This is a genomic window from Micromonospora sp. NPDC049257 (assembly GCF_040678915.1).
Lineage (GTDB): Bacteria > Actinomycetota > Actinomycetes > Mycobacteriales > Micromonosporaceae > Micromonospora > Micromonospora antibiotica.
The window spans coordinates 1-16,202 of the sequence record NZ_JBFAQU010000027.1; the positions used below are offsets into that span (position 1 = coordinate 1).

A 16,202-nucleotide genomic window follows, 5' to 3' on the forward strand; every position below is an offset into this window, starting at 1 on the left:
CCGGTCTGCTCGTCGCCCAGGTCGATGCGGGACTGCTCGCCCTGCACGCCGTGCGGGATCAGCTTGCCCTTGTCCACGGCCGGCTTGTCGGCCTGTACCACGGCCACGGTGTGGTCGGTGGCGGTCGACTCGGCGGTGCCGTGGTTCAGCGGGCCGGCGGCCAGACCACCGGCGACGGCCAGACCGGCGATACCGAGGACACTCTTACGCAGAATGGTGGTCTTCATGGGGGATGCTCCTTCGAGGGGGTCGACGCCCCCCGGACCGGTCGGGGGACCGGAACACCGGCGGAACCGGCGGAGGGGGCGTAAGCACCACGACGAGGCGCTCATGAGGGAGAAGTCGTCGGTCTCCGGTGGGGCCTGCCGCCCATGCCGGAACCAGATGTAACGACCGGGGGCCCCGCATCATTCCGGGGCGCCCACCCACTTCCGGGCTGGCCGGGCGGGGTGCTGCTGCGGTCGTACAGAGGGTGTAACGACCGCTGGCCGGCCAGCATTCCGCCGCAGGGGTGCCGCCGGTCACGGGACACCCCCACCCGGTCGCCCCCACACCGGACACCGGTGACGCCCCGACCGCACCAAACCGGACATCCAGACCAGATGCAACGCCCCCAACCGGTCGACCGCAGACCCGCCAACCCACCCCCACCCACCCCGACCCACCCAGCCGGCCCCCGCCGAGCCGCCCCGCTGGGCCGCCCCGGTGGGCCGCCCCGGTGGGCCGCCCCGGTGATCAAGAGGTTTGCGTCATCGAGAGCGCTCTCCCTGCCGCAATTCTCTTGATCACCGGGGCAAAAGGGCGGGGCGGGGCGGGGCGGGGCGGGGCGGGGGCGTTGGGGGCGCGGGCACCGTGGGGTGGCTTCCTACGGGGGGATCAGTGGTGGAACGGCCCGCGCCCGCCGGAACGATGCCTATCATTTGTGGCATATCTACCGAAAGTGAGGTTGTCATGACCGCAGCGCTGGAAATGCCCCGGGTTCAGGAGTGCGCGGCCTCGTCCTGCGCGTACAACCACACCAACGACTGCCACGCGTTCGCCATCACCATCGGCAGCACCGACCATGCCCACTGCCACACCTTCGTGGAGCTTCCGGTACGTGGCGGCCTCGACCGGCTGATCGCCCAGGTCGGCGCGTGCAGCCGGGCCGACTGCCAGCACAACGCCGAGCTGGAGTGCCGCGCCCCGGCGATCACCGTCGGCCCCGACAACGACCTGGCCGACTGCATGACCTACCAGCGCCGCTGACCGACCGCCATCGGGGCCGGGGCCACACGCCCCGGCCCCGGCCCCGGCGACCATGCCCGGCACGGCCGAATATCCCTCGCACCGCCGGACCTCCCTGGCCCGGCCGGCCACGCCCGGCCGGGCAGCACCTCACCGGTCCGCACCGGGCGCGAGCGGGCCGCCGCGACGCGCCCCGACCGGCACCGGCACACCCCGGACCGCCGCGCCGGACGGCCTGGTCGCACACTGGACGCCATGGAAGACGAGCTCGCGATCTCCGTACGGGGACTGCGTAAGGCGTACGGCGACAACGTCGCGGTGGCGGGGGTGGACCTCGACGTCCGCCGGGGCGAGGTGTTCGCCCTGCTCGGCCCCAACGGCGCGGGCAAGACGACCACGGTGGAGATCCTGGAGGGCTACCGGCAGCGCGACGCCGGTGAGGTGAGCGTGCTCGGCAGCGATCCCGGGCTCGTCCTCGGGTCGAGACCGCGGGGATCGCGGGTGGGATCGTCACGTACGCCCCGACGCGGGGCGGCCGACTGGCGTTCCCGGGTCGGCATCGTGCTCCAGGGCACCGGCGAGTTCGACGAGCTGACCGTGGCCGAGGTGGTGCGGCACTTCTCCGGCTTCTATCCCGAGGCGGACGACCCGGACAGGGTCGTCGAGCGGGTGGGGCTGGGTGCCAAGGCCAACGCCCGCACGCACACCCTCTCCGGCGGGCAGAAGCGACGGCTCGACGTGGCGCTGGGCATCATCGGCCGCCCCGAGCTGCTCTTCCTCGACGAGCCCACCACCGGTTTCGACCCGGAGGCGCGGCGCGAGTTCTGGGAGCTGATCCGGGACCTCGCCGCCGCCGGTACCACCATCGTGCTCACCACCCACTACCTGGACGAGGCCGAGTCGCTCGCCGACCGGGTCGGGGTGATCGCCGCCGGCCGGGTGATCGAGGTGGCCCCGCCGAACCTGCTCGGCAACCGGCAGGACGCCCTGGCGACGGTCTCCTGGCGTACGCCGGACGGGACGCCGGAGACGGCGCAGAGCGCGACGCCAACGGCGCTGGTGGCGGAGCTGGCCGCGCGTTTCGGTGGCGAGGTGCCCGGCCTGACCGTGACCCGGCCGACCCTGGAAGACGTCTACCTGAGCATGATCGGACACTGATGACGACCACCACCAGGCCGGGGAACCCGGTCGCCGCCGGCAGTCGACGGCTCGGGCCGGGCGCACTCGCCCTGCGCCAGGGCCGGTTGGAGATCACCCAGTTCCTGCGCAGCCGGGAGTCCGTCGTGTTCACGATGGGCTTCCCGATCATCATGATCCTGATCTTCGCGTCGATCTTCGACGGGACGATCGGCGGCGGGGTGAAGTTCACCCAGTACTTCATCACCGGCATGATCGCGACCGGCCTGATGACGGTGAGCTTCCAGAACCTCGGCATCTGGATCCCGATCGAACGGGACCGGGGCGTGCTCAAGCGCTACCGCGGCACCCCGATGCCCAAGTGGGTCTGGTTCGCCGGCAAAGTGATCATGGTGGTGGCGATCGGCGTCGCCGAGACCGCGCTGCTGCTGGCGGTCGCCGTGGCGCTGTTCGACCTCGACCTGCCGGCCACCGCCGCCAAGTGGTTCACCTTCGGCTGGGTCGCCGTGCTCGGGGTGACCGCCTGCACCCTGTGCGGCATCGCCATCTCGTCGCTGGCCCGCACCGCACGCAGCGGCTCCGCCGTGGTCACCCCGGTCTCCCTGGTGCTCCAGTTCATCTCCGGGGTGTTCTTCGTCTTCACCGACCTGCCCAGCTGGATGCAGCAGGTGGCCGCGCTCTTCCCGCTGAAGTGGATGTGCCAGGGCCTGCGCGCGGTGTTCCTGCCGGAGAGCTTCGGCGCCCAGGAACCCGGCGGTTCCTTCGAGCTGGGCCGGGTCGCCCTGGTCCTCGCCCTGTGGTGCGTGATCGGCCTGGTCCTCTGCCTGACCACCTTCCGCTGGACCACCAAGCGCGACGGCTGATCCGCCACCCCGGCCAGCGTGATCGACGCGGTTGTGCCGATACTGCGGTGCCCGTCGACGGGAGACCGCAGTATCGGCGACCGTGTGCCCCGGGATCAGTAGGAGTAGAAGCCCTGGCCGGTCTTGCGGCCCAGGTCACCGGCGGTGGCCATCCGCTGGAGCAGCTCCGGCGGGAAGAACTTCTCGTCGGCGGTGTCGGTGTAGATGTTCTTCGTGGCGTTCAGCAGGACGTCCACGCCGGTCAGGTCGACCGTGGCCAGCGGGCCCATGGCGTGACCGAAGCCCAGCTTGCAGGCGGTGTCCAGGTCCTCGGCCGACATCACCCCGGACTCGACCAGCTTGACCGCCTCCATGGCCAGCGCGCAGATCAGCCGGGTGGTGACGAAACCGGCGATGTCCCGGTTGACCACCACCACCGTCTTGCCGATCTCCTCGGCGAACGCCTTCGCCGTGGCGAGCGTCGCATCGCTGGTCTTGTAGCCACGGACCAGCTCGCAGAGCTTCATCATCGGCACCGGGGAGAAGAAGTGGGTGCCCACCACCGACTCCGGCCGCTCGGTGGCCGTGGCGATCTGGGTCACCGGAATGGCCGAGGTGTTGGTCGCGAGCACCGCGTCGGACTTGCAGACCTTGTCCAACGCACGGAACACCTCGTGCTTGATCTCGATCTTCTCGAAGACCGCCTCCACCACGATGTCCGCGTCGGCCGCCGCCTCCAGCTCGGTGGTCGGGGTGATCCGGGCCAGGGTCGCCTCGACCTCGGACGGGTCGATCTTGCCCTTCTCGGCGAACTTCGCCAGCGACTTCCGGATGCCGTCCAGCCCTCGGGTGGTGGCCGCGTCGTCCACGTCCCGCATGGTCACCTGCCACCCGGCCTGCGCCGCCACCTGGGCGATGCCGGAACCCATCAGCCCGGCCCCGACGACCGCGAGTCGACCCGCCATCTGCTTCTCCCTCGCTGCGATTGAGTGTCTGCCAGCACCCTAGTCGGCGAGCCTGAACGACCGCTAAGCCCCCGACCGGGGCAGGGCGAGCTCGGGCGGCAGGTCAGCGCGGGTCAGGTGGTGCGGGGTCAGATGGTCAGCTCCGGGGCCTCCGGGGCGGTGCCGCGTTCCACCTTCACGCCGAGCGCCCGCAGGTCGGCCACGAAGTCCGGGTAGCCCCGGTCCACGTGGTGCACGTGCGAGACCTCGGTGACTCCGTCCGCGCAGAGCCCGGCGATGATCAGCCCGGCACCGGCCCGGATGTCGGTGGCGCGTACCGGGGCGCCGGAGAGCCGGTCCCGACCCCGTACCACCGCGTGGTGGCCGTCGGTCTTGATGTCGGCGCCGAGCCGGGTCATCTCGTTGGCGAACATGAACCGGCCGTCGAAGATGTTCTCGGTGATCAGCGACGCCCCGTCGCTGACCGCCGCCAGCCCGATCGCCATCGGCAGCAGATCGGTGGCGAAACCCGGGTAGGGCAGGGTGACCACGTCGACGGCGGTGGGCCGGTCGTCGGCGCGTACCCGGAAGGCGTCGCCCCGGGTCTCCACCAGCGCGCCGGCCGACACCAACTTGTCCAGCGCGACCTCCAGACAGGCCGGGTCGATCCCGGTGACCGTCACGTCCCCCCGGGTCATCGCCGCACCGAACGCCCAGGTGCCGGCCACGATCCGGTCCCCCACCGTGGCGTGGCGCACCGGGTGCAGCGCAGGCACCCCGGCGATACGCAGGGTGGAGCTGCCGCAGCCGGAGATCCGGGCGCCCATCCGGTTGAGCATGGTGCAGAGGTCGACGATCTCCGGCTCCCGGGCCGCGTTGTCGATCACGGTGACCCCCCGGGCCAGCACCGCCGCCATCACCAGGTTCTCGGTGGCCCCCACGCTGGGGAAGTCCAGCACGATCTCGGCACCCCGCAGGCCGTCCGGGGCGGCGGCGATGACGAAACCGTGCTCCCCGGAGACGTCCGCGCCCATCCGGGCCAGGCCGGCGATGTGCATGTCCAGGCCCCGGGAACCGATCGCGTCCCCGCCCGGATGCGCCACCCGCACGTACCCCCGGCGGGCCAGCAACGGGCCCAGCACGCAGATCGACGCCCGCAGTCGCCGTACCAGGTCGTAGTCGGCGTCCGCACCGGGCTGTTCGGGTACGTCGATGACGACCGACCGGGACCGGGCCTGCCCACCGTGGCCGACCATCGGGTCCACCGGGTCGTCCGCCTCGAACCGCACCAGGCAGCCGAGCCGGCGCAGCACCTCGCCCATGATGGCGATGTCGGTGATCCGGGGGACGTTCGTGATGACCGTCCGTCCCGGTGCCAGCAGCGCCGCCGCCATCAGCTTCAACGCCGAGTTCTTCGCCCCGACGACGTGCACCGTGCCGGCCAGCCGGGCGTCCCCGCCGACCCGGATCACCTCGACGTCGTCGACCGCCGGGTCACCGGCGTCACCCGGCCCCACCCCCATCGGCCACCCGGTCGGGGCCGGCCGGGCCGGGATCGTCAGGTCCGGTATCCGTAGGCTGTGCGTCATGGCCGTCCACCTCACGCGCATCTACACCAAGGCCGGCGACGCCGGCATGACCAGGCTGAGCAACAACGAGCAGGTGCCGAAGACCGATCCCCGGATCGCCGCGTACGCGGATGTCGACGAGTGCAACGCCGCGCTCGGCGTGGCGCTCGCCCTGGGGCAGCTCGACGACGGGCTGCGGGCCGTGCTGGAGTCGATCCAGAACGACCTGTTCGACGTCGGCGCCGACCTGGCCACCCCCGTCGAGCCGGACCCGGCGTACCCGCCGCTGCGGGTCACCGAGGAGTACGTCGAACGCCTCGAAGGCTGGTGCGACGAGTACAACGGGCGACTGGGCAAGCTCGACTCCTTCATCCTCCCCGGCGGCACCGCAGGCGCGGCACTGCTGCACGTGGCACGGACGATCGCCCGGCGCGCCGAACGGACGGCCTGGGCCCTGGTCGCCCACGATCCGGATCGCACCAGCTCCCTTCCGGCAAAGTATCTCAACCGCCTCTCCGACCTGCTGTTCATCCTGTCAAGAACGGCCAATCCGGGCGGCGATGTGCTATGGGTGCCGGGCGGCAAGCGCTGAGCACGGGCGGGCTGCACCACGTCGAGGTCTGGGTGCCCGACCTGGCCGCCGCGCAGCGGAGCTGGGGCTGGCTGCTCGGTGCGCTCGGCTGGACGCCGTACCAGGACTGGCCGGCCGGTCGGTCCTGGCGGCACGGCCCGACGTACCTGGTCATGGAGGAGTCCCCGGCGCTGTCCGGGCGGATCCACGACCGGCTCGCCCCAGGCCTCAACCACCTGGCGTTCCACGCCGGTCCGCCGGACGCGGTGGACCGGCTGGTGGCTGCCGCACCGGCCCACGGTTGGACGCTGCTCTTCGCCGACCGTCACCCGCACGCCGGTGGCCCGGACAGCTACGCCGGCTACCTCACCGACGAGCAGGGGTACGAGGTCGAGCTGGTCGCCGCCACGCAACCGTAGGACCACCGGTCAGGCGGCGGGCATCGGCGGTCCCGGCGGTGCGCAGCCCCTCGGTCCCGGCGCACCTGGCCGGGCGCGATCCCGATGGCCGGGCCGGCCCGGGGGGTCAGGCGGCGGGCCAGTCCTGGGACGCCATACGTGGCGAGGCCGCCCCGGGCGGGGCGGCCTCGAGCCAGGAGGAGAATCCGGTCACCGTGGAGCGGGCCATGGCGATCTCGACCGGCGCGTGTTGACTGGTACAGCGGAGGATCACCCAGTCGGACGGCATGGAGAGCCGTTCCTGCCCCTCGGGGAGACGCCGTCGTTCCACCACCAGTTCCTTGCGGGAGAGCACCCGCTTGGGCCGGAGGGCGAAGCTGAACATCCGGTACCACCGCAGTTGGTCGCCGACGAAGCGGGCGAAGCCCGGGGACCAGCCCCGACCGTCCAACACGGTGGTGACCCGGACGCTCAACCGGATGATGCCGCCGCTACGGGTGACCAGTGCCCGCCGGACGAAGAGGATCAGGACCGCGACCAGGATCACCGCGATGCCGATTGCGATCCCTTCGACGATCTCCATCGGCGGGTGGGCTCAGCGGGCCGGAGTGGCCGGGGTGGCGCTCTCGGCGAGCACTGTCACGCTCTGGGCGCCGACCGACAGGAATCCGCCGGTGATGTCGTAGGCGACCTGCTGGCCGCCGGCCTGCTTGATCCGGATCTGGCTGGGCTCGGCGAGCTGGCCGAGCAGCGGCGCGTGCCCCGGCAGCACACCCAGCTCGCCCTCGGTCGTGCGGGCGACGACCATCTCGGCCTCGCCGGACCAGACCTTCTCCTCGACGGCTACGAGGTCGACGTGAAGCTGCTGTGCCACGCTGTCTCCTTGCTGCGGCGGCGGATTGTCGAAAGTCTAGTCGGAGCCTGGTGACCTACCCAACGCGGGTGCCGAGACGTACGCCACCACCCGGCGTGTCGGCTGGCCGGGCGGTGGCGTCGGCATCTGGCGGATCACTTGGTCTTGTTACGGAACTCCGGGTGCTCCAGCAGGAAGGCGTCCAACTTCTCGTTGCCGAGGGCGGTGAAGAAGTCGTCGGCGACGGGCAGCAGCCGCTCGCCCCGGTAGCCGTTGCCGGTGCCGATCCCCTCCCCCGGCAGCTTGATCAACTCGACGTTCTCCGAGCGGATGCCCTTGAGCGCGATGGCGAAGTCGACCACGCTGCTGCCCCGGCCGTTGAAGGTCAGCGACTGACCGGCAGCCCGGATCACCCGGTCCAGCTTGATCGGGTTGGTCACCACGTCGGCGCTGAACGCCTGGCTGACCATCGCCTTGATGAACTGCTGCTGGTGGCGCTGCCGGCCGTAGTCGGCGTCGGGAACGCCGTTGCGGGGGTAACGCTGCCGGACGTAGTCCAGCGCCTGCCAGCCGTTGAGGTGCTGGTTGCCCTTCTTGTAGACCGCCTGCGGCCCGATGTAGCCCTCGCCGTACGGGTTGCCCTTGCGGTGCTTGCCGTTCGGCTCCCGGTGCTCGGACTTGACCTGACGCTCGATGTACATGTCGACACCGCCCATCGCGTCGACGATCTTCTGGAAGCCGGTGAAGTTGATGATCGCCCCGGCGTCGAACCGCTCGATCCCGGTCGCCTTCTGCACGGTCTTGGCGAGCAGTTCGAAGCCCTGCGGGGCGCTGGGGTTCTTGCCCTCCACGATGCTGCCGAACGACATCGCCGCGTTGATCTTGCCGGAGCCACCCCGGTAGCCGGCCTTGTCGAACTTGGGGATGTCGACGTAGAGGTCGCGCGGAATGGAGAAGATGTACGCCTGCTCCAGCGACTCCGGCACGTGCAGCACCATGATCGAGTCGGCCAGCGGCGGGGTCTTCGCGTCCCGGGGGTCGATCCCCACCAGCAGGATGTTCAACGGGCCCTTGACGTTGCTCTTGCGCTCCTGCGCCCCGGCCGCCTTGTCACCGAAGAGGTCGGCCTTGCCCACCGAGCCCTCGTAACGCGACAGCAGCGTCTCGTAGCCCACCAGGACCGCGCCGCTGAGCATCAGCAGCACGACCCCGAAGATGGTGCACGCGCGCGCCCAGCGGGGCACCCCGGACCAGATCGACCGCCTGCCGCCCTTGCCGGTCTCACCGACCGCGCCGGCCCTGCCGATCCCGCCGCCCTTACCGTCCCTGTCGCCCTTGCCGGCCTTGCCCACCAGCAGCTCCATTCGTCGCGCACGGGGACTCGTCACGAGGATTCGTCACGCCCACGAAGAGGAGACGGGCGTACCCGGTCGAAAAGTTGCACCGCGTCGACACTCGAACCCGAGAGTCGTTCTCGAAACGGTACCCCGCCTCCCGACCAGTCCTGCGCCCGGCAACCGGACACCGGCCCCCAGCAGGCACGACAACGGCCGAAGGCCACCCCGGCTCGCGCCGGGGTGGCCTTCGTGGGACGACTGTCGAGGGGCTCAGCCCTCCGACATCAGCTCCTTCGCCTTGCGCTCCAGGTCCTCCAGACCACCGCACATGAAGAAGGCCTGCTCGGGGAAGTGGTCGTACTCACCCTCGCTGATCTTCTTGAACGCCTCGATGGTCTCGGCGATCGCGACCGTCGAGCCCGGCACACCGGTGAACTGCTCGGCGGCGTAGGTGTTCTGCGAGAGGAAACGCTCGATCCGGCGGGCCCGGCCGACGGTGAGCTTGTCCTCCTCGGACAGCTCCTCGATACCGAGGATCGCGATGATGTCCTGGAGGTCCTTGTAGCGCTGGAGGATGCGCTTGACCTCGGTGGCCACCGTGAAGTGCTCCTCGCCGACGAACTCCGGGGCGAGGATCCGGGACGAGGACGCCAGCGGGTCCACGGCCGGGTAGATGCCCTTGTCGGAGATCGACCGCTCCAGGTTGGTGGTCGCGTCCAGGTGGGCGAACGTGGTGGCCGGCGCCGGGTCGGTGTAGTCGTCGGCGGGCACGTAGATCGCCTGGAGCGAGGTGATGGCCTGGCCCCGGACGGAGGTGATCCGCTCCTGGAGCTCGCCCATCTCGTCGGCCAGGGTCGGCTGGTAACCCACCGCGCTCGGCATCCGGCCGAGCAGGGTGGAGACCTCGGAACCGGCCTGGGTGAAGCGGAAGATGTTGTCGATGAAGAGCAGCACCTCCTGCTTCTTGACGTCCCGGAAGTACTCGGCCATGGTCAGCGCCGACAGCGCCACCCGCAGCCGGGTGCCCGGCGGCTCGTCCATCTGGCCGTAGACCAGCGCGGTCTTGTCGATGACGCCGGACTCGGTCATCTCGGCGATGAGGTCGTTGCCCTCACGGGTGCGCTCACCCACGCCGGCGAAGACCGAGGTGCCACCGAAGTTCCGGGCCACCCGGGTGATCATCTCCTGGATCAGCACCGTCTTGCCCACGCCCGCGCCGCCGAACAGGCCGATCTTGCCGCCCTTGACGTACGGGGCGAGCAGGTCGATGACCTTGATGCCGGTCTCCAGCATCTCGGTCTTCGGCTCCAGGTCCGCGAAGGCCGGGGCCTTGCGGTGGATGCCCCACCGGTCGTCCGCGTCGAGCGTCTCGCCCTCGGTGAGGTTGAGGCACTCGCCGATGGCGTTGAAGACGTGGCCCTTGACGGCGTCGCCCACCGGGACGGTGATCGGGGAGCCGGTGTCGACCACCTCGGCGCCCCGGACCAGACCGTCGGTCGGCTGCATGGAGATGGCGCGGATCAGGTTGTCGCCCAGGTGCTGGGCGACCTCCAGGGTCAGCGTCTTCTCACCACCGGAGAGGTTCACCTCGACGTGCAGGGCGTTGAACAGGGCCGGCATGCCGTCGCGCGGGAACTCGGCGTCGACGACCGGGCCGATGACCCGAACCACGCGACCGGTGGCCGTCCTGGTCTCTGCCGGTCCCCCGGCAACTGCGGATACAGTCATCACACTTCACTTCCCGACGCGGCCAGCGCGTTCGCGCCGCCGACGATCTCACTGATCTCCTGGGTGATCCCGGCCTGGCGGGCCGAGTTCATCTCACGCGTGTACTTCTCGATCATCTCTTCGGCGTTGTCGGTGGCGCTCTTCATCGCCCGCCGCCGGGCCGCCGACTCGCTCGCCGCCGACTCCAGCAACGCCGCGTAGATCCGCGTGTTGATGTACCTCGGCAACAGCGCGTCGAGCAGCGACTCCGCCTCCGGCTCGAACTCGTACGCCGGCAGCAGCCCCTCGGAGCGCGGCCGGTCCTCGACCTGCATCGGACCGATGATCTTGGTGACCGGGTTCTGCGTCATCAGGCTGTGGAACTCGGTGTAGACGATGTGCAACTCGTCGATGCCGAGCACGCCGTCCGGCCCGGCGTCACCGTCGGTGTCGTCGGCACCGGCGGTGAACGCCGCGATCAGCGTCTCGCCGACCTCACGGGCGTCGGCGAAGGTGGGCTGCTCCGAGAAGCCGGTCCAGTTCGCCGCGATCTGCCGGTTGCGGAACCGGTAGAACGTCAGGCCCTTGCGCCCGATGACGTAGAGCACCGGCTCCTTGCCGTCGGCGGTGAGCCGGGCGATCAGCGACTCGGCGGTCCTGATCGCGTTGGAGCTGTACCCACCGGCCAGGCCCCGGTCGGAGGTGACCAGCAGGACGCCCGCCCGCCGCACCCGCTCGCGCGGGGTGAGCAGCGGGTGGTCGATCCGGGCGTTCGAGGCCAACGCCGTGAGCACGCCGGTGATCGCCTGGGCGTACGGCAGAGACGCCGTCACCCGGGCCTGGGCCTTGGCGATGCGGCTCGTCGCCACGAGCTCCATCGCCTTGGTGATCTTCTTCATCCCCTTCGCCGAACGGATCCGTTGACGAAGAACGCGTACCTGGGCCGCCATGACTCAGCCCTACTGCTTCTCGGCGTCGCCGCCGGCGTAGCGGGTGACCGTCTCGCGGTCGGCCTCACCCTCCAGCGGCTTGGCGGGCGCGTCGTTGACCCGGTGCTCGTCGGCCTTGCCGAGGAAGACCTGCTTGAACTCGGCGATGGCCGAGTCGAGCGAGGCCGCGATGTCGTCGCCCCACTTGCCACCGGCGATCGAGGCCAGCACGCCCTCGTGCTTGTGCCGCAGGTACTGGAGGAACTCCGACTCGAAGCGACGGACCTCACCGACCGGGACGTCGTCCAGCTTGCCCTCGACGCCGGACCAGACCGAGACGACCTGCTCCTGCACCGGGTACGGCGAGTAGTTCGGCTGCTTGAGCAGCTCGACCAGCCGGGAACCCCGGTTCAGCTGGGCCTGCGAGGCCTTGTCCAGGTCGGAGGCGAAGGCGGCGAACGCCTCCAGCTCACGGAACTGGGCCAGGTTGAGCCGCAGCGAGCCGGAGACCTTCTTCATCGGCTTCATCTGCGCGGCGCCACCGACCCGGGAGACCGAGGTGCCGACGTTGATGGCCGGCCGGACGCCCTGGTTGAACAGGTCGGACTCCAGGAAGATCTGGCCGTCGGTGATGGAGATGACGTTGGTCGGGATGAAGGCCGAGATGTCGTTGGCCTTCGTCTCGATGATCGGCAGGCCGGTCATCGAGCCGCCACCCAGCGCGTCGGAGAGCTTCGCGCAGCGCTCCAGCAGGCGGGAGTGCAGGTAGAAGACGTCACCCGGGTACGCCTCACGGCCCGGCGGGCGACGCAGCAGCAGCGACACGGCCCGGTACGCCTCGGCCTGCTTGCTCAGGTCGTCGAAGACGATCAGGACGTGCTTGCCGCCGTACATCCAGTGCTGCCCGATGGACGAGCCGGTGTACGGGGCGAGGTACTTGAAGCCGGCCGGGTCGGACGCCGGGGAGGCCACGATGGTGGTGTATTCCAGCGCGCCCGCGTCCTCCAGGATGCCCTTGATCGAGGCGATCGTGGAGGCCTTCTGGCCGATGGCGACGTAGATGCAGCGGACCTGCTTCTTCGGGTCGCCGGAGCGCCAGTTGTCCCGCTGGTTGAGGATGGTGTCCAGCGCGACGGTGGTCTTGCCGGTCTTCCGGTCGCCGATGATCAGCTGCCGCTGGCCCCGACCGATCGGGGTCATCGCGTCGATCGCCTTGATGCCGGTCTGCAGCGGCTCGTCGACGGACTGCCGGGACATCACGTTCGGGGCCTGGAGCTCCAGCTCGCGGAAGCCCTCGTCGGCGATGTCGCCGAGGCCGTCGATCGGCTGGCCGAGCGCGTTGACCACGCGGCCGAGGAAGGCGTCGCCGACCGGGACGGAGAGCACCCGGCCGGTGCGCTTGACGCGCTGCCCCTCCTCCAGCTTGGCGGAGTCACCGAGAACGACGACACCGATCTCCCGGACGTCGAGGTTCAACGCCACGCCGAGCGTGCCGTCCTCGAACTCCAGGAGTTCGTTGGTCATGGTCGAGGGCAGGCCCTCGACGTGGGCGATGCCGTCACCGGTGTCGGCGACGGTGCCGACCTCCTCGCGGGAGACGTCGGTCGAGTAGGAGGAGACGTAGCGCTCCAGGGCGCCGCGGATCTCCTCCGTCGAGATGGTCAGCTCGGCCATCCTCTGCTTCCTTAAAATTCAGGGGCCCGGGATACCTAGTACCGACCGGTCCGAATGGCGTCGATCAAAGGGCGGCGAGGCCGCTGGTCAGCGCTGCACGAGCGCGTTGCGGGTCTCGTTGAGGCGGCGCAGGACGGTGCCGTCGTACAGGTCGGAACCGACCCGCACGCTCACCCCACCGAGCACCTCCGGGTCGACCGTCTGCTTGACGGAAACCTCTCGACCGTACATCGCGGAGAGGCGGGCACCGAGCCGTCGCTCGTCGGCCTCACTCAACGGGGCAGCCACGGTCACGTACGCGACCTGGCGGTCCCGCCGGTCGGCGGCCAGCTCGACCAGCCGGGTGAGCGCCCCGGTGAAGGAGCGTCCCCCGAACCCGCCGAGAGCCACCTCGACGAGGCGGACGGTGACCGGACGGGCCTTGCCGGCGAGCAGTTCCCGGGCCAGCGCGGCCCGCTGCCCGGCCGGGGCGATCGGGTCGGCCAGCGCCGCGGAGAGCGCGGACTGACCGGTGACCACCTGGCCGAAACGGAACAGCTCGTCCTCGACCTCACCGAGGTCGCCGGCGGAGTCGGCGCTGGCCAGCAGCGCCTCCACCCCGAGCCGCTCGGTGCCGTCGAGCAGCTCCGACGGTGCCGACCAACGGCCGGCGACCAGGCCGGACAGCAGGTCGAGCGCGTCCGCGCCGATCTTGCCGGCCAGGATGCCGGTGAGCAGCGCCGCACGGTCGTCGCCGCTGCGGGCCGGGTCGGACAGCGCCCGGCGCAGCCGCGGCTCACCCCGCAACAGGGCGGCGACGGCGAGGATGTCGTCGGCGGTGGAGGCCACCACCGACGGCTCCGCACCGCGGACGTACGCGTCGAGGCGCTCGGCCGCGATCGCGTACGACTCCCGGCTGGCGGCCTGCATCAGCGGGCCCCCGTGCTCTCGAGGTTGCTCAGGAACCGGTCGACGGTGCCCTTGCGGCGGGCCTCGTCGGCCAGCGACTCCCCGACGATCTTGCTGGCCAGGTCGACCGCGATGGTGCCCACCTCGGTACGCAGCTCGCGCACGATGGTGGCCCGCTCCGCGGCGAGCTGCTCCTTGCCGGCCGCGATGATCCGGTCGGATTCCTCCCGCGCCTTGCCGAGGATGTCCTGCCGGATGCCCTCCGCGTCGGCCCGGGCGTCGTCCCGGATCTTGGCAGCGTCGGTACGCGCCTCGGCGAGCTGCGCGCGGTACTGCTCGAGGAGCTGGTTGGCCTCGGCCTGGGCGGCCTCGGCGCGCTTGATGCCGCCCTCGATCGCGTCGACCCGGGCCTGGAACGTCTGTTCCATGCGGGGGAAGACGAACTTCATCAGGACGAAGCAGAGTACGGCGAAGGCGACGCTGCCGACCACGATCTCCTGCCAGATCGGGATGATCGGGTTGTGCGTCGACTCACCACCCTCAGCGGCGAGGAAGTACATGGATGACCTCCTGGTCTGCGGGGACTGGGTCAGCCGGCCCAGATGAAGCCGAAGGCGATGCCCAGCAGCGCGAGCGCCTCGATGACGGCGAAGCCGATCCAGACGTACGGCAGGGTCATCCGGGACGACTCCGGCTGGCGGGCGGTCGACTGGATGTAGGCGGCGAAGACCAGGCCGACGCCGATGCCCGGGCCGATGGCGGCGAGGCCGTAGCCGATGGCGGCGGTGCTGCCGGTGACCTCGGCGAGAACGCTAGCGTCCATGGGTGTGGTTCCTCCTGGGTATCTCGCGTGACTCTCACGCGGGACGACAACGGGTTGATGCGGTGGACCAGTGCTCGCACGCTGGCGAGCCCCCGCCCGGTGGACCAGTGCTCGCTCGCGAGCCCCCGCCCGGTGGATCAGTGCTCGTCGGCGAGCGCGCCCTGCACGTAGCTTGCGGTGAGGACGGTGAAGACGTATGCCTGCAGGCAGATGACCAGGAACTCGAGGAAGGTCAGCGCGATGGTCATCACCCAGGACAGCACCGAGACCGGCGCCAGCCAGGCGTTGGCGCTGATCATCGCGAAGCCGCCGAGGGTGAAGACCAGCAGCAGCATGTGCCCGGCGAACATGTTGGCGAACAGACGCACGGCCAGCGAGAACGGCCGGACGATGAAGGTCGAGAAGAGCTCGATCGGGATCAGCAGCGGCAGGATGAACCAGGGGGCCGGCGGAACCAGAGAGTTCTTGAAGTACTTCACGAAGCCGTGCTGCCGGATGCCGATGTAGTTGAACAGCACGTAGCTGATCACCGCGAGGATCGCCGGGAAGGCGATGTGCGAGTTCGGCGAGATCTGGAACAGCGGCACGATCGCGAAGAAGTTGGTCAGCAGGACGAAGCAGAAGAGCGTGGTGAAGTACGGCGCGAACCGCACCCCCCGGTGCCCGAGCATGTCGACCGCGATGTTGTTGCGGACGAAGCCGTAGATCGACTCGGCGAGCCACTGCTTCTTGGTCGGGACCAGCTGTGGCTTCCGGTAGGTCGCCAGGAAGAAGATGATCAGGATGCCGGCCGCGACCCAGACCATCGCCGTGATCTTCGTGAACCAGTACGAGTCGTGCGCACCCCAGGGCAGGATGCTGGGCAGGTAGAAGTCCTCCACGCTGGGTGGGAATGCCGCCTGGCCCGCTGCCAGGACGTTCGCCTGTCCGAACACCGCGTCCCTTCCTAAGTAGGCGTGCCGAGCCGACGGACGACCAGGATGATCCCCCCGGCCATGCCGAGCACGACACCGATCCCGGTGGCGATGCCGCCGGAGTCGAGCCACTGGTCGACCAGCCAGCCGATGAAACCCCAGACGAGCATGCCCCCGATGAGGTACGAGAGCGCGGTCCAGCCCTGACCGGCGCCGGTCGGAACGTCGTCCGGACCGCCGGTGGGTTGGGGGGTTTGGTCACCAGCCATGACGGGGCGAACGATATCAGTCGGGAAGACGAGGCTGTGCCTCACCCCCCGCACAACCGTCGTTGTGTGGGCATCAGGCGGGCTCCATCGTCTGGGGGCACGCTACTCCCCTTCGGCCAGT

At 70.1% G+C, this 16,202-nt stretch carries 18 protein-coding genes and 1 pseudogene; 5 read left to right on the plus strand and 14 right to left on the minus strand.

Translation table 11 applies throughout. The features are described from left to right. Positions 1-227, minus strand: a pseudogene (locus AB0K25_RS26930) (hypothetical protein); the annotation flags it as partial. A 724-nt stretch (positions 228-951) separates the two neighbouring features. On the opposite strand from AB0K25_RS26930, the gene AB0K25_RS26935 reads away from it, so the two are divergent. The 3 genes from AB0K25_RS26935 (at position 952) to AB0K25_RS26945 (ending at position 3,227) form a co-directional block, all read left to right on the plus strand. Continuing rightward, positions 952-1,248 (plus strand): DUF1540 domain-containing protein, encoded by a 297-nt coding sequence (locus tag AB0K25_RS26935; RefSeq protein ID WP_208568419.1) that lies wholly within the window; start codon positions 952-954, stop codon positions 1,246-1,248. A gap of 234 nt (positions 1,249-1,482) precedes the next feature. Then, positions 1,483-2,385 carry an ABC transporter ATP-binding protein gene (locus tag AB0K25_RS26940; RefSeq protein WP_219464433.1) on the plus strand — a complete coding sequence of 301 codons (903 nt, stop codon included), beginning with the start codon at positions 1,483-1,485 and terminating at the stop codon, positions 2,383-2,385. Continuing rightward, positions 2,385-3,227 carry an ABC transporter permease gene (locus AB0K25_RS26945; RefSeq protein ID WP_219464434.1) on the plus strand — a complete coding sequence of 281 codons (843 nt, stop codon included), beginning with the start codon at positions 2,385-2,387 and terminating at the stop codon, positions 3,225-3,227. Before AB0K25_RS26940 ends, AB0K25_RS26945 begins: the two co-directional genes overlap by 1 nt. Positions 3,228-3,322: 95 nt before the next feature. Here AB0K25_RS26945 and AB0K25_RS26950 read toward each other — a convergent pair whose 3' ends face one another. Together AB0K25_RS26950 and murA are read right to left on the minus strand one after the other, a co-directional pair. Beyond that, on the minus strand, positions 3,323-4,171 hold the full coding sequence (locus tag AB0K25_RS26950) for a 3-hydroxyacyl-CoA dehydrogenase family protein (protein WP_219464435.1): 849 nt from the start codon (positions 4,169-4,171) through the stop codon (positions 3,323-3,325). Between the two features lie 128 nt (positions 4,172-4,299). Next, positions 4,300-5,739, minus strand: a complete 1,440-nt coding sequence (gene murA, locus AB0K25_RS26955; protein ID WP_219464436.1) for a UDP-N-acetylglucosamine 1-carboxyvinyltransferase — start codon at positions 5,737-5,739, stop codon at positions 4,300-4,302. Here murA and AB0K25_RS26960 point away from each other — a divergent pair. Then, the gene (locus tag AB0K25_RS26960) at positions 5,738-6,310 is read left to right on the plus strand and encodes a cob(I)yrinic acid a,c-diamide adenosyltransferase (protein WP_208568414.1); all 573 of its coding nucleotides are present in this window, start codon (positions 5,738-5,740) and stop codon (positions 6,308-6,310) included. The two genes, murA and AB0K25_RS26960, sit on opposite strands and share 2 nt — an antisense overlap. Continuing rightward, complete coding sequence (locus tag AB0K25_RS26965; protein WP_208568413.1) at positions 6,286-6,708, plus strand: VOC family protein; 423 nt, start codon at positions 6,286-6,288, stop codon at positions 6,706-6,708. Before AB0K25_RS26960 ends, AB0K25_RS26965 begins: the two co-directional genes overlap by 25 nt. 106 nt (positions 6,709-6,814) lie before the next feature. Here AB0K25_RS26965 and AB0K25_RS26970 read toward each other — a convergent pair whose 3' ends face one another. The 11 genes from AB0K25_RS26970 to AB0K25_RS27020 form a co-directional block, all read right to left on the minus strand. Continuing rightward, the gene (locus tag AB0K25_RS26970; protein ID WP_208568412.1) at positions 6,815-7,270 is read right to left on the minus strand and encodes a DUF2550 domain-containing protein; all 456 of its coding nucleotides are present in this window, start codon (positions 7,268-7,270) and stop codon (positions 6,815-6,817) included. A 12-nt stretch (positions 7,271-7,282) separates the two neighbouring features. After that, positions 7,283-7,561 (minus strand): F0F1 ATP synthase subunit epsilon, encoded by a 279-nt coding sequence (locus AB0K25_RS26975; protein ID WP_219464438.1) that lies wholly within the window; start codon positions 7,559-7,561, stop codon positions 7,283-7,285. A 134-nt stretch (positions 7,562-7,695) separates the two neighbouring features. Continuing rightward, on the minus strand, positions 7,696-8,928 hold the full coding sequence (locus AB0K25_RS26980; RefSeq protein ID WP_363823371.1) for an LCP family protein: 1,233 nt from the start codon (positions 8,926-8,928) through the stop codon (positions 7,696-7,698). A gap of 219 nt (positions 8,929-9,147) precedes the next feature. Continuing rightward, positions 9,148-10,605 carry a F0F1 ATP synthase subunit beta gene (atpD, locus tag AB0K25_RS26985; protein WP_208568410.1) on the minus strand — a complete coding sequence of 486 codons (1,458 nt, stop codon included), beginning with the start codon at positions 10,603-10,605 and terminating at the stop codon, positions 9,148-9,150. Then, positions 10,605-11,534: a F0F1 ATP synthase subunit gamma gene (locus AB0K25_RS26990; RefSeq protein WP_219464440.1), complete on the minus strand. Its 930-nt coding sequence runs from the start codon at positions 11,532-11,534 to the stop codon at positions 10,605-10,607. Before AB0K25_RS26990 ends, atpD begins: the two co-directional genes overlap by 1 nt. A gap of 9 nt (positions 11,535-11,543) precedes the next feature. After that, the gene (gene atpA, locus AB0K25_RS26995; RefSeq protein ID WP_219464442.1) at positions 11,544-13,187 is read right to left on the minus strand and encodes a F0F1 ATP synthase subunit alpha; all 1,644 of its coding nucleotides are present in this window, start codon (positions 13,185-13,187) and stop codon (positions 11,544-11,546) included. A gap of 87 nt (positions 13,188-13,274) precedes the next feature. Further along, positions 13,275-14,096 (minus strand): F0F1 ATP synthase subunit delta, encoded by an 822-nt coding sequence (locus AB0K25_RS27000; RefSeq protein WP_208568407.1) that lies wholly within the window; start codon positions 14,094-14,096, stop codon positions 13,275-13,277. Continuing rightward, positions 14,096-14,635 carry a F0F1 ATP synthase subunit B gene (locus AB0K25_RS27005; RefSeq protein ID WP_208568406.1) on the minus strand — a complete coding sequence of 180 codons (540 nt, stop codon included), beginning with the start codon at positions 14,633-14,635 and terminating at the stop codon, positions 14,096-14,098. The genes AB0K25_RS27000 and AB0K25_RS27005 overlap by 1 nt, the downstream gene beginning before the upstream one ends. 29 nt (positions 14,636-14,664) lie before the next feature. Beyond that, positions 14,665-14,898 (minus strand): ATP synthase subunit C, encoded by a 234-nt coding sequence (locus AB0K25_RS27010; protein WP_067312849.1) that lies wholly within the window; start codon positions 14,896-14,898, stop codon positions 14,665-14,667. Between the two features lie 137 nt (positions 14,899-15,035). Then, entirely contained in the window at positions 15,036-15,833 is a 798-nt protein-coding gene (atpB, locus tag AB0K25_RS27015; RefSeq protein WP_208568405.1) for a F0F1 ATP synthase subunit A, read from the minus strand. Positions 15,834-15,844: 11 nt separating this feature from the next. After that, positions 15,845-16,081, minus strand: coding sequence for an AtpZ/AtpI family protein (locus AB0K25_RS27020; protein ID WP_208568404.1), 237 nt, complete (start codon positions 16,079-16,081; stop codon positions 15,845-15,847). Positions 16,082-16,202 lie beyond the last annotated feature (121 nt).